The 12789-nt window shown below is 62.0% G+C and carries 13 protein-coding genes and 1 pseudogene; 8 read left to right on the top strand and 6 right to left on the bottom strand.

Going from position 1 to position 12789, the window contains the following annotated elements; genetic code table 11:
- Window positions 1-180: 180 nt before the first annotated feature.
- From N2597_RS30710 to N2597_RS30690, 5 genes and pseudogenes are all read left to right on the top strand, one after another.
- Window positions 181-2134: pseudogene (locus tag N2597_RS30710) on the top strand (BTAD domain-containing putative transcriptional regulator).
- A 104-nt stretch (window positions 2135-2238) separates the two neighbouring features.
- Entirely contained in the window at window positions 2239-2382 is a 144-nt protein-coding gene (locus N2597_RS30705) for a hypothetical protein (protein WP_010041717.1), read from the top strand.
- Window positions 2383-2395: 13 nt separating this feature from the next.
- Complete coding sequence (locus tag N2597_RS30700) at window positions 2396-3661, top strand: YcaO-like family protein (protein ID WP_040141365.1); 1266 nt, start codon at window positions 2396-2398, stop codon at window positions 3659-3661.
- On the top strand, window positions 3658-4401 hold the full coding sequence (locus N2597_RS30695) for a TfuA-like protein (RefSeq protein WP_077989558.1): 744 nt from the start codon (window positions 3658-3660) through the stop codon (window positions 4399-4401). Before N2597_RS30700 ends, N2597_RS30695 begins: the two co-directional genes overlap by 4 nt.
- 65 nt (window positions 4402-4466) lie before the next feature.
- Window positions 4467-4733 (top strand): hypothetical protein, encoded by a 267-nt coding sequence (locus N2597_RS30690; RefSeq protein ID WP_040111606.1) that lies wholly within the window; start codon window positions 4467-4469, stop codon window positions 4731-4733.
- 39 nt (window positions 4734-4772) lie between these two features.
- Here N2597_RS30690 and N2597_RS30685 read toward each other — a convergent pair whose 3' ends face one another.
- The 3 genes from N2597_RS30685 to N2597_RS30675 form a co-directional block, all read right to left on the bottom strand.
- On the bottom strand, window positions 4773-5177 hold the full coding sequence (locus N2597_RS30685; RefSeq protein ID WP_004668301.1) for a helix-turn-helix domain-containing protein: 405 nt from the start codon (window positions 5175-5177) through the stop codon (window positions 4773-4775).
- A 271-nt stretch (window positions 5178-5448) separates the two neighbouring features.
- Window positions 5449-6285, bottom strand: a complete 837-nt coding sequence (locus N2597_RS30680; RefSeq protein WP_183598727.1) for an amidohydrolase family protein — start codon at window positions 6283-6285, stop codon at window positions 5449-5451.
- A gap of 71 nt (window positions 6286-6356) precedes the next feature.
- Entirely contained in the window at window positions 6357-7142 is a 786-nt protein-coding gene (locus N2597_RS30675; RefSeq protein ID WP_009991484.1) for an IclR family transcriptional regulator, read from the bottom strand.
- Window positions 7143-7444: 302 nt separating this feature from the next.
- On the opposite strand from N2597_RS30675, the gene N2597_RS30670 reads away from it, so the two are divergent.
- Window positions 7445-8179, top strand: coding sequence for an SDR family oxidoreductase (locus tag N2597_RS30670; RefSeq protein ID WP_077989560.1), 735 nt, complete (start codon window positions 7445-7447; stop codon window positions 8177-8179).
- Window positions 8180-8344: 165 nt separating this feature from the next.
- Window positions 8345-9622, top strand: coding sequence for an L-fuconate dehydratase (locus N2597_RS30665; protein WP_077989561.1), 1278 nt, complete (start codon window positions 8345-8347; stop codon window positions 9620-9622).
- A 150-nt stretch (window positions 9623-9772) separates the two neighbouring features.
- Here the strand turns inward: N2597_RS30665 and N2597_RS30660 are convergent, their stop codons facing one another.
- The 3 genes from N2597_RS30660 to N2597_RS30650 form a co-directional block, all read right to left on the bottom strand.
- Entirely contained in the window at window positions 9773-10246 is a 474-nt protein-coding gene (locus N2597_RS30660) for a methyltransferase family protein (protein ID WP_086156580.1), read from the bottom strand.
- A 57-nt stretch (window positions 10247-10303) separates the two neighbouring features.
- Window positions 10304-10945, bottom strand: coding sequence for a glutathione S-transferase family protein (locus N2597_RS30655; RefSeq protein ID WP_086156579.1), 642 nt, complete (start codon window positions 10943-10945; stop codon window positions 10304-10306).
- An 83-nt stretch (window positions 10946-11028) separates the two neighbouring features.
- Window positions 11029-11925: an NAD(P)/FAD-dependent oxidoreductase gene (locus N2597_RS30650; RefSeq protein ID WP_077989563.1), complete on the bottom strand. Its 897-nt coding sequence runs from the start codon at window positions 11923-11925 to the stop codon at window positions 11029-11031.
- Between the two features lie 213 nt (window positions 11926-12138).
- Between N2597_RS30650 and N2597_RS30645 the strand changes: the two genes are divergently transcribed.
- A complete protein-coding gene (locus tag N2597_RS30645) occupies window positions 12139-12786 on the top strand; it encodes a TetR/AcrR family transcriptional regulator (protein WP_077989761.1) in 648 nt (215 codons plus the stop codon).
- The last annotated feature ends 3 nt before the right edge of the window (window positions 12787-12789 follow it).

Here is a 12789-nt window from a genome sequence, read left to right as displayed (position 1 = left end):
CCTCATTCGGCAAGTGTTGGCGAAGCATCTTTCCGGCGAGCGATACGCGAAAATGCAAATATTCGCTGAAACTTCTTCTCTTTATAGCAAAAACCGCTATGCGCGGCGCTCGTATAGCTCTAACATGTTCACGCGACCGCTACGTTTGCGCGCCATGGCTTTCAGGGGTGAGAACCGGGGATGCAACGGACATCCGGACAGATGTCGAAGAACAGGCTGTGCCTGCTCGGGAGACCGAGGCTGCTGGCAGCGGGGAGGGAACTCCCCTTGCCGGAGAAGTCTTATTTTCTCCTCGCCATGCTCGCCGCCGAAGCCAATCTCGAACTCGACCGCGAAACCGTCAGGCGACAGCTCTGGCAATCGGAACTGCCGGAAAAACGAGCCGGCAGCCTGCGCCAGCTGCTGTCGCGCATTGAGCAGAGTATCCCCGCCGACCTTCCGCCGCTGCTTGCCGCGACCCGAACCCATATCGGGCTTGCGGATGGCTGGGAGGTCGATGTTCATATCCTGAAACAGAAAGGGCCGCTCGCCCCCGAAGACAGCAATATGCTGAACGGCGAACTGCTGGAAGGCGCCAAATCGCCGACGCAAGGCGCCGAGGACTGGCTGACCTTTGAACGCCAGCGCATCGACGAATGGCGCTCGGCCCATCTGGCCCGGCTGATCGAAACATCGCAAGACAGGTCGGATGACGAGCAGGTCGCGCTTGCCAGGCGCCTGTTGGAACTCGACCCTGCCAGCGAGACGGCCTATCGCGCTCTTATGCGCCTCTATGTCAGGATGAACGATCCGGCCGCGGCCCGTCAGGCCTATCTGAAATGCAAGAGCCAGCTGAAGGACGACTTCGACACCGAGCCGGAGGAAAGCACAACCGCGCTCGCCCGCGAGCTTGGCCTGGTTCCGGCAGCACAGGCAGCCGCGGCCGAGCGCCCTTCCGCGCTCGGTGGCTTGGCCGATGCGCTCGGCCAGCCGCGGATCATCATCCTGCCGCCCGAAAGTATTTTTACCGATCCGCTGATGGAGCGCGTCGGCAGGGCTCTTCTCGAGGATGTCACCATCGGCCTCAGCCAGCAGCGCGGTTTCAAGGTGATCGCAGCCCATACGAGCCTTGAGATCCTCAGCCGCTCGGTCGATCCGGCGCGCGCCGTCCCCGGCCCGCTCGATCTCAGCTTCGATTATGCGGTCTACGTCACCATCCAGGGCCGCGACGAGGATGTCTACGCAACCTGCCGGCTGACGCGGACGACGACGTCGGAGGTTATCTGGGCGCTGGAACTGCCGCTGGTCATGCAGAAGATCAGCGAATCCTTCGCGCATCTGACACGGCGGATCGTTTCCACGCTCGCCGACACCATCGAGCGCCACGAACTGGCGATGCCGATCGGCGACGCGCCGCCGTCGGACCTACCGTCTCTATCTCGAAGGCAAGCGGCTGATCGCCCAGACCGATCTGCAGCATCTGCGCCAGGCGCGCAAATGGTTCAAATCCTCGCTCAATCGTTATGAACACTTCTCGGCCGCTCATGCCGGCGTGTCGCGCGCGCTCGGCATGGAATGGCTGATCCGCGGCATGCAGGACACCGATCTGCTCGACGAGGCCAATGGTGCCGCGCGGCTCGCCCAGCAGTCCGACCCGAACAGCGGCCGCGCCTTCCGCGAGCTCGGCTTCGTGGCGCTGTACCGCCGCCGTTTCGACGAAAGCCTGGAATATTTCCAGCAGGCCCAGGATCTCAATCCAAACGATGCCGATATCCTCGCCGATTATGCCGATGCGCTCTGCCACTACGGTGACTTTGACAAAGCGCTGGATCTGAACAAGGCCGCTTTCAAGCTTAATCCCTTGCCCCCCGATTATTACTACTGGAATCGCGGCGGCATTCATTTCGATCGCGGAGAATACCAGCAGACGATCGAAGCGCTTGAGCCGGTGAAGTCCAAGCAGGCTACCGCCCGACTGCTCGCCGCCGCCCATGCTATGGCGGGTGACGTGAAAAAGGCCGGCACTTATGCCGGCGTCGTTCTGGAAAATTTCCCGGATTTCCGCAGCGAAGACATCCGCCATTTCGTGCCCGATCGCGATCCTCGGTACACCGAAACGCTGATCCATGGCCTGCAGCTGGCCGGACTTCCCTGATTAATGGCCTTTTAACGAAGCCTGTAACGCTTAAATGACGCAGGTGGTGTTCCCCTCCAATGATTAACGGCAGCCCGGCTGCCCTATGTCATTGGAGATGGAAAATGAAAGCCACTGTTGAAACCAATGCCGCAATCCCCTCCCAGCCGCGTTTCTCCGCTGCAGCCAAGGCAGCGATGAAGCAGGACGAACTCAACATCACTGCGAATGCGCTGGAAAATCTGACACACGCCCTGAAGTTCCGCTGAGGAACAAATAGGTATGTCCGCCTTCGCCGACCTTGAAACGCTAGCCGATGACCTCGAACGATCATCGGCCGGCGTCAGCGACTATCATGACCGTGCGGTCACGCCGGCGCAGACATTGGCCGCCGTCAGGCCACATCTGCGCGAATTCGGCATTACGCGCGTCGGCCTGCTGACCGCCCTCGACGTGCTGAACATCCCCGTCGCCTTCGCGACGAGGCCGAACAGCCATACGCTTTCGGTCTTCCAGGGCAAAGGCATCGACAATGATGCCGCCATGGCATCGGCCGCCATGGAGGCGATCGAGACGCGGATCGCGGAAATTGCCCCAGCCGACCTGACACAGGCGACCGTCGAGAGCATGCGGGCGGAAGGCGCCGCCATGATCGATCTCGACAATGTTGCGCGTTGCGCACCCGATGACATCGGCGGCGGCCCCATCCCCTGGTGCTCCGGCCTCGACATCCTCTCCGGCAGCAGCGTCTTCGTTCCCTGGTGGCTCGTCGGCCTTGACCATCGCGGCGAGCGTCCGTCAGGCTTCGAGCAGTCGAGCGACGGGCTGGCCTCCGGCAACACGCCGTCCGAAGCGGTCCTGCACGGGCTTTGCGAGCTGGTGGAGCGCGACGCCTGGGCCTTGACGCAGCTGAAATCGCCGCAGCGCCTCAAGGAGAGCCGCATCGACCCCGCCTCCTTCGGCGATGCGATCATCGATGTCATGACCGACCGGATCACGCGCGCCGGCATGCGGCTGCTGCTGCTCGACATGACCACGGATATCGGCGTTCCGGCGTTTCTGGCCGTCATCATGCCGGGCAATCTGTCCGACCGCGTCGATGCACGCTGGACCCATGTCTGCGGCGGCTGCGGCTGCCACCCCGATCCCGTGCGCGCCGCACTGCGCGCCATCACGGAGGCGGCGCAGAGCCGGCTGACGGCGATCGCCGGCAGCCGCGATGATTTCTCGCCGCGCATCTATCAGCGGCTCGACAAGAGTGCGGCGATGCAGCAGGTGGTCGAACTCTGCGAGGGCAATAGCCGAATGCGCGCCTTCCAGCCCGGCCATCACCGTCCCGCAACCATTCAGGAGACCATCGGCCATATTGCCGACCGGCTGACGGCGACCGGGGTCGAGCAGATCGTCGTCGTGCCGTTCCCGCATTATCAGGCTCTGCCTGTCTCAGTCGTCAGGGTGATCGTACCCGGCCTGGAGGTCGATATATCAGGTCAGTACATCCAGCTCGGCATGCGCGCCGTCAACACCATGAGAGGAGCCCAATCATGAAGGTTCTATTCGTCGGTCCGAGCCTTGGTGGCGGTCTTGCCGCAGCGAGAAACATGTCCCCCTGCATCGATTTCCGACCGCCTGCCGCCTGCGGCGACATTCTCAAGGCGGTGGAAGACGGGGCCACCGCGATCGGCCTGGTCGACGGCTATTTCGGTGAGCTGCCGTCGGTCTGGCACAAGGAGATTCTCTACGCGCTCGAACAGGATGTCGCCGTTGCCGGCGGCGCCAGCATGGGCGCATTGCGGGCGGCCGAGTGCGCGCCTTTCGGCATGGTCGGGCTCGGCTCGATCTTCGAAGATTACCAGTCCGGGCGGCTGCTCGACGACGAGGCCGTTGCACTGGTGCATGCGCCGCAGGCGCTCGGCTGGCTGCCGCTTTCGGTGCCCTGGGTCGATTTCGAACCGACGATCAACGCGCTTCATGCCGGCGGAGAGATTTCGTCGGGCGAGCGCAAGAAACTGCTGCTCTCCGGTCGTTTCCTGCATTTCTCCGAGCGCACCTATGCGAGGGTGGTGGACGAGTGCCATTTCCGCAAGGCGCGCCGCGACTATCTGCTCGCCGCCCTGCGCAAGAACCGGGTCGAACGCAAGCGGGACGACGCGCGACTGGTGCTGGAATGGCTGCGCCGTGACGAATTCCTGCCTGTCAACCGTGACTGGCACTTTGCCGCGACCTCTCACTGGGAGCTTTTGCACGCCGAAGTCACGCGCAATGCGACTCCTGTAACGCTTGTATAACGGTCACGGCGAAAAGATGCAGTGGTGATGGAATCTGAGGCCTCCACGGCCAAAGGGGCGGGACAATGTTTGAACAACATAACGAAGGTACAGGCAGTGAATACGCAAGGATCTTCCGGCTGCTGTCGGCAGCCAAGGAGGAGGCTGAAAAGCTTCAGCTGCGTAATCTGATGCACCTGACGAACATGGCGCTGCTGCAGGTCGTCATCGATTGGGACGGCATAGATCCGGACAGGGAGCTAGACGTCAACCTCGAGAAACTGCTCGGCAGCAAGGCCAAGATCGCAATGAAGGACGCCAGCGATAATCTGATCCTGATCGATCGCCATTGACCTTCATGCGTCCGTTCGGATCGCGTGAAGGGATCCGGCCTATTCGGCCGCTTCACCGTCCATCTGTTCGGTGTGGGCGATTGCCTGGACAAGCTTCAGGATCTTCTTGCGAAGCGCTTCGTTCTTGATCGAGAAGAACGCCGCGTTGAGAAGGACGCCCTCGCGCGAAATAACGAATTCCTCGCTGGGAGCGGGGTTGTCGTTGGCAGTATCAGGAGTGGACAGGTCGTCGAAGAACGTCCTGACGTCGACCTTCAGCGCGCCGGCGATTTCAACCAGCATGCTGGCGGAAACGCGGTTGGAGCCTTTTTCGTATTTTTGGATCTGCTGGAATGTCACGCCGACGCGATCGCCCAATTCCGTCTGCGAAACTTTCCGCAGCAGACGCTGTATGCGGATGGTCTTCCCGACATGAACATCCACTGCGTGCGGTTCTTCTTTCATTTTGTTTTCCCTCCTGAGGACACGGAGATGAGGTTATTCGCCATATCCGTGTCTGACAACTTTTACCTGAGTTACGCAAAGCTAGCAATTGTCCGGCAGTAGGTGTCCCAAACCGAAACATTGCGTCGCTTCATATTAGCAGCAGCAAAAAGCATGCCAAAGTAGCACTTTTGGGGGGTACATCATCCGATTTCAGGGTGCTGAACATGGTGCACGCAAGTTTGCGGCGAACTCCCCAAGCAAAGCAACCGGAAACGGCGTAAACGAAATGTTACAACGACCAGAGGCGCTGGGCATTGGCGAAGAGCAGCTTGGAGCGCTCCGCCTCGCTGCTGCCGGAGAGCACGGCATGGGTCGCTGCAACCCAGGTGGAAAGGCCGCCGCCAAGCGTGCACACCGGCCAATCGCTGCCCCAGACGATACGGTCCCAGCCGAAACTTGCGATGACATGTTCGATATAGGGCCGCAGCGTCTGCGCCGTCCATGTCTCGGCATCGGCATAGGCGACGACGCCGGAGACCTTGCAGATGACGTTCGGCCGCCGGGCGATCTCCGATATGCCCGCCTTCCACGGCTGGAAGGCATCCGAGCGGATATCGGGCACGCCGCAATGGTCGAGGACGAATTGCACATCCGGCGCGAGATCGACGAGAGCAGCGACGCGGCCAGCTTGATGCGACAATGTGCAGAGGTCGAAGGTCAGGCCACTGCCGCCGATGCGCCTGATGTTTTCGCGAAACAGCGCGCCTTCCGAGACGTCGTCGGGTACGACATGCAGCACGCGGCGGAAGCCCTTGACGAAGGGATTGGCCCTCTGCCGCTCGAGATAGGCGGCAAAGCCATTATCCTCCGGCCGGCAGGAGACGATGGCGCCGGCAATCAGGCTGCCGGGCTTTTGGGCGATAGCGGCGATGTGGTCGGTCTCGGCCTGGATGGCGGCCGGATCGACATCGACTTCCATATGCAGCGCCGTGGTAATGCCGCAGCGGCGCGCTTCGGCTGCATAGGTCTCGTAAAGAAAATCCTGGTCGAGAGCTGGCACGCCGGAGAGCCAGGGGTAGGGGAGCGCCGAGCGATCGATGACATGCAGATGGGTGTCGATAAGCACGTTTTCCTCCAAGGCTGGCTTGCGGCAAGCTATCCCCAGTGAATGGATTGTTCAAATAGAAATTCGTCAGCTCAGGCCGGGATGGTGACGTCGGCGCCGGCAAGCTGCGAGAGTTCGGCGGCGGTCTTTTGCACCAGCATGATCGTCTGGGTGATGTCGGGCGCCGACGGCGCATTGACGAGCGCTATGAACGGACAGGTCAGCGCGGCGATGCAGCGCCGATCCGGTCCGAGCACCGGCGCCGACAGATTGTAGACGCCGGATGTCTGGGCGCTCGCCATCATCTCGTAGCCGCGCTCGCGGATCTGATCGAGGCGATCGTAGAATTCGCCGCCGAGCTCGATATCGGCGCGATTGCGCACATGTTCCGATATCATCATCTCCCGCTCCTCGTTACTGCGGAAGGCGAGCAGCACATGCCCGGAACCGGTGTCGAAGAGGCTAATATGGGCGCCGATGCGGATCGAAAATCCCCAATAATCCGGCGCTTCCTGCTGGGCGATGACAACGGCGGCGCCGCGATCGAAGACGGCGAGGTGATTGGCCTGACGCGCGCGTTGGGCGAGATCGCGCATCAGCGGCGTGGCGTAGGAGGCGAGCCGGCGCACCGGCGCATGCAGTTGCGCAAGCCCGAAAAGCTTGAGCGTCAGCGAATAGCGATCGCCGTCCAGCCGGGTGACGTAGCCGCGACGGACCAGCCGGTCGAGCATGCGGTAGAATTCGTTGGGGCTGCGGTCGAGCCGCTTGGCGATTTCCGCCTGAGTAAGGCCGCTGTCGACGCCGGCAAGCAGTTCCAGGATGTCGAGGCCCTTGTCGAGGGCAGGAGCGCGGTAGCGGTCTGACTCGTCGGGCTCCATTCCATCCTCCTGTGAATAGTATTCTGCATATACGCAGAACCGCGGCCGGAAAAGCAAAACTTCGCGCTTGACCCTTGGTCAATCGTCTGTTTGTCTATAAACAGACAAATCACTGTTGAAGACAGCGGATCAGCGGGAACGACAGGAGGCTGGCATCGCGCCTTGCCTCAGGCGGGCCGCAACGCGCAAAGAAGGAAAATGGCAGGCGCTGATGGACAAGCTATTCCATCTCAGCCCGGCCTTCGCCAAGATATGACCGCATGTACCGTCCCGCGTAGACAATTCCAGAAAAGGCCCGTGACATGACAAACAGACTTTCCGGCAAAACCGTTCTCATCACCGCCGCCGGCCAGGGCATTGGCCGGGCGACGGCGGCAGCCTTTGCCGCGACCGGCGCCAAGGTCCACGCCACCGACATCAACACCGAGGCGCTGGCGACGCTTGCGGCGGAAACCGGGGTATCCACCCATAAACTCAACGTGCTCGACGACGATGCGGTCAAGGCCCTCGTCGCCGAGATCGGCGCTGTTGACGTGCTGTTCAACTGCGCCGGCTTCGTCCATGCGGGCTCGATCCTGGAGATGAAGGATTCCGATTTCGAATTTGCCCTCGATCTCAACGTCAAGGCGATGATCCGCACGATCCGGGCCGTGCTGCCCGGCATGCTGGAGCGCAAGGACGGGGCGATCATCAACATGGCCTCCGTCGCTTCCAGCATCAAGGGCGTGCCGAACCGCTTCGCCTATGGCGTCACCAAGGCCGCCGTCATCGGCCTGACCAAATCCGTCGCCGCCGATTATGTCGCCGAAGGCATCCGCTGCAACGCCATCTGCCCCGGCACGGTGGAAAGCCCGTCGCTGCAGGACCGCATGCGCGCCGGCGGCGACTACGATGCGGCCCGCGCCGCCTTCATCGCCCGCCAGCCGATGGGCCGGCTCGGTTCGCCGGAGGAGATCGCCGATCTCGCCGTCTATCTCGCCGGCGCTACCTATACTTCGGGCCAGGCGATCGCCATTGACGGCGGCTGGACGATCTGACCCGGCGCATGTCGCGCAAAACTGTGCAGCGGTTTGCGACGACGGCATAGGTAAAACAAAGACCTAAAGCGCGAGAAGCGAATCGGAAAGATCGCAACGCGCTTGAGCCGATGAGGCGCCGGCAGGCTGCCGGCCGATCCGGCTATCACAATTGGGAGGAACAACATGACCCGCATCACCGACCTTCGCGTCTTCGATCTCCGCTTTCCCACGTCGCAAAGCCTGGATGGATCCGACGCGATGAATCCCGATCCGGACTATTCGGCCGCCTATGTCATTCTCGACACGGATGCGCCTGATCTTGCCGGCCATGGCCTGACCTTCACCATCGGCCGCGGCAACGACATTTGCTGCATGGCGATCGAAGCGATGCGCCACCTCGTCGTCGGCACCGAGCTCAGTGAGGTGCTCGCCCATCCCGGCAAATTCTGGCGGCATCTGACCAGCGACAGCCAGCTGCGCTGGATCGGCCCGGAAAAGGGCGCCATTCATCTGGCGACCGGCGCCGTCGTCAACGCCGTCTGGGATCTGCTCGCCAAGCAGGCGGGTAAACCCGTCTGGCGGCTGGTCGCCGAAATGTCGCCGGAAGAAGTCGCCGATATCGTCGATTACCGCTACCTCACCGACGTCCTGACGCGCGATGAAGCGATCGCTATTCTCAAGAAGGCAGAAGCCGGCAAGGCCGAACGCATCGCTCTCCTCGAAAAGGAGGGCTATGCCTGCTACACGACCTCGGCCGGGTGGCTCGGTTATGAAGACGAGAAACTGCGTCGTCTCTGCCGGGAGGCGATCGACGCCGGCTTCAACCATATCAAGATGAAGGTCGGCCGCGATCTGGATGACGATATCCGCCGCTTGAGGATCGCCCGCGAGGTGATCGGCCCCGACCGCTACCTGATGATCGACGCCAACCAGGTCTGGGATGTCGGCCAGGCGATCGACTGGGTCAGGGCGCTTGCTTTCGCCAAGCCTTTCTTCATCGAGGAGCCCACCAGCCCCGATGACGTCGCCGGCCACCGCAAGATCCGCCAGGCGATCGCGCCGGTGAAGGTCGCGACCGGCGAGATGTGCCAGAACCGCATCATGTTCAAGCAGTTCATCGCCGAGGGCGCGATCGACATCGTCCAGATCGATTCCTGCCGCATGGGCGGGCTGAACGAGGTCCTGTCGGTGCTGCTGATCGCCGCCAAGTTCGGCCTGCCGGTCTGGCCGCATGCCGGCGGCGTCGGCCTCTGCGAATATGTGCAGCACCTGTCGATGATCGATTACGTCGCGGTGTCAGGCACCAAGGACGGCCGCGTCATCGAGTATGTCGATCACCTGCACGAACACTTCCTCGACCCCTGCCGGATCGAGAACGCCGCCTATATGCCGCCCACCCTGCCGGGCTTCTCCATCGAGATGAAACCGGCTTCGATCAGCAGCTATATGTTTCAAGGCTGAGGAACCCGCGCCGGCGGCGCGCTCGTCCGCGCCAGAGATCACCGTGAAGCGGTTCAGTCCACGCGCCCCGGCGATGCTCGACGAAACGCTAGCGGCAAGGAAGCCGGTGCTGGTTTATCAGAAGGCCCCGCAGCGGCAGCGGCGGAATAGTCAGAGCCAGCGGCGAACCTCGGCCTTGTAGCGGCGGTAGTCGTCGCCGAACTTCGCTTCGAGATAGCGCTCCTCGCGGGCGATCACCTGCGTCTGGATCACGATCAGCACCAACGGGAGCAAGGCGAAGGCGATCGGCCCGTCGAAGCCGATCGCAAGACCGGCATAGATAAGCGCCATGCCGAGATACATGGGATTGCGGGTCCACCGATACGGACCTGTCGTTGCGATGAGGGTCGCTGGCTGCGACGGCGGAATGTTGGTGCCCAGCCGCCGGAACAGCCCCGCCGCCGCAAGCATCATCGCCGCGCCGGCAACGAACAGCAGCGCGCCCGCCGCGACCAGCAATCGCCAGTCGATGCCGAAAGAGCGCAGGGTGACGAACTGCTCCGCCGCCAGCCCCAACAGCAGCGCTCCCAGATAGATAAAGGGCGGTGGGAAGCGCACACCCGCGCTGTCCGGTTCGACGGCCATGCTCATCTCCAATCTGTGCTCTCAAAACGGCGGCCCCAGAAACAACGCCTCGAATTACTACCGCAGGACTTGTTTGGCGCTCGGGCGTCCGCTCACATGGGCGAACCACTGGACGAGCTTGTTCTTGCCATCGAGGATCGCGTCGCCCTCTGGCGTTATACGCAGCCGGTCGAAATGCGGCATGAGGCGGATGTCGGCCAGACTAAAGGTTTCGCCGGTGAGGTAGGGTGCCGCAATCAGAGGCTCAAGCGCCTCAGCGCAGCTACGTGCCATGGGCACGGCCGCGTTGACCCGTTCCATGTTGGTCGGCTGGCCGAGGAAGGTTGGCGCGACCACTCGCTCGAACCCAATACCGCCCCAGGATGGCCCCAGGTAGCAGTCGATAATGCCGATGATCTGATTCATACGCGCCCCTTCGCGCGCGTTCGTCGGCTGGAGCGCCGGACCAGGAAACGTCTGGTCCAGATAGCGCAAGATGGCCTGGGTTTCGAAGACTTCGAAGCCATCATGCTCAAGCACCGGAACCTTGCCGAACGGATTCCGCGCAAGATGCTCCGGCGTTTTCCATGCCGGCGGCATCAAGCTGACGAACTCGTATTCCACACCTTTCTCGGCGAGGCCAAGCATCGCCCCCCGCACGTTGGGACTACCTGCCGTCCCATAAAGTTTGACGCTCATCCCAGGACTGGTCGTATTCATGAGGATCACTTCCCTTCTTGCTTTAGATTGGAGCGCCGCCGCTCGGGTTGGCTAATTGGGACCGGAGAACGCAAATTCTGCTCTCAAACCAGCATCGACTGCTGCGCGAAGATGCCCGCCATCGCGCCATGCGACGATGCCAGGGTGACCGATGGCGGCGTGAGGGGGTTGGCGAGGTCGCCGGCGGCGTAGATGCCGGGCATGCTGGTTTGACGGCGCTCGTCAACCTTGAGGATGATGCCGAGGGGCGTATCGACCGTGGCGAGGCCCAGCGATTCATGCAGGCTTGCGGACGGCTTGTTGCGCGGATGCGCGAACAGGATGTCGACCGCGACATCGGGGCCGGTATCGCGCTTGACGATGGCGTTATGGGCTCCATGACGGGCGATCTCGGTGATCCGGCCATCAACGACAGGTACGTGGCGGCCCGCCAGATCGGCCCGGATATCGGGTGCAATGTCGTGACCATCGGCGAAGACCGTCAACCTGTCGGTCCAGTCGTGGAACAGCCTGACCTGATTCATCGACTGCGGGCCGGACCAGACGAGGCCCCAATGCTGGCCAGCGACTTCAAAGCCATCGCAATAGGGGCAGGGCACAATGGATGTGCCCCAGCTTTCCGCAAAGCCCGGAACAGCAGGCATCTGATCAACAACGCCATAGCTCAGGATCAGGCGTCGCGCGCCAAGGCTCTCGCCGTCGCCAGTAAGGACGGAGAAATTATCGATAGTGCCGGAGATGCTGTCGGCCCGGGCATTGATCAGCCTTATCGTGGGATAACGCGTCAGCTGCTGCCGCGCCTCGGCCAGGATGTCCAGCGGTGGCTTGTGATCGTGGCCGAGCAGACCATGCGAGTGGCCAGCGAAGCGATTGCGCGGCAGGCCGGTGTCGAGAACGGTGACCTTGCGGCGGGCACGGCCGAGCTGCAGGGCGGCGGCGAGACCGGCAAAGCTGCCGCCGATGATGATGACGTCATCCATGGTGAGGGGCTCCGTGTTGCGGATAGAGGAGGTTGGGGTAGCGGGGGCCTGGGCACGGGGGGAGGCCGATGGCGGTAAGCACGGCCAGCTTCAGCAGTGTTCGTCGTTGCATGGCACCCTCGTGTTTTAAATTCATTCTTTGGCTTGCATATTTCCGATACTGCGTGGTATCGTAAAGCATGAATAACGATACTGTCAAGGATCTTAATGGCCGTGACCGAAAATAGTCGAGGCCGGCGCGGCCGGCCAGCCAACGAGGCGCTTGGCCAAACGATAGTCGACGCAGCATACGAACTCTTTGTGGAATTGGGTTTTCAAGCGACGACATTGGACAAGGTCACCCAGCGAGCGAAGATATCCAAGCTCAGCATCTATCGGCACTTCGAGAACAAGGAGGCGCTGTTCAGCGCGGCCGTCGCCGCCCGCTGCCATCAGTTTGCACCACAAGCCCTTTTTGAAGGCGTCGGCGGTTCGGCCGAAGATCAGCTCATGGCGGTGGGAACATCCCTGCTTCGCACGCTGTTGAGCCCGGACGTCCGCAGTGTCGAAGCCATGGTCATGGCCGACAAGACGAATCAAAAGTCGTTAAGCAAGCTCCATTACGAAGCCGGCCCCGCCCATGTCATCGCCCAGATAGAGGCCCTGTTGTGTCAGTTGCACGCGAAGGCGGTTCTGAACGTGCCCGATCCTCGCCAGTCCGCCCGCTTGTTTGCCGCGCTTTTCAAAGGATCCGATCTCCTGATCATCGCACGCTTCAATGAGGCGCGAGCAGAGGACGACAACGAAATCGAATCCTATTGCCGGTCGGCCGTCGCCATGTTCATCGCCGCGCACGGTGGCAGCGACCATGCGGGCGGATAGCCC

Source organism: Rhizobium sophoriradicis (genome assembly GCF_025200795.1).
Lineage (GTDB): Bacteria > Pseudomonadota > Alphaproteobacteria > Rhizobiales > Rhizobiaceae > Rhizobium > Rhizobium sophoriradicis.
The sequence above is the reverse complement of the archived record's forward strand: the minus strand, read 5'-3'. Positions and strand labels throughout refer to the sequence as shown.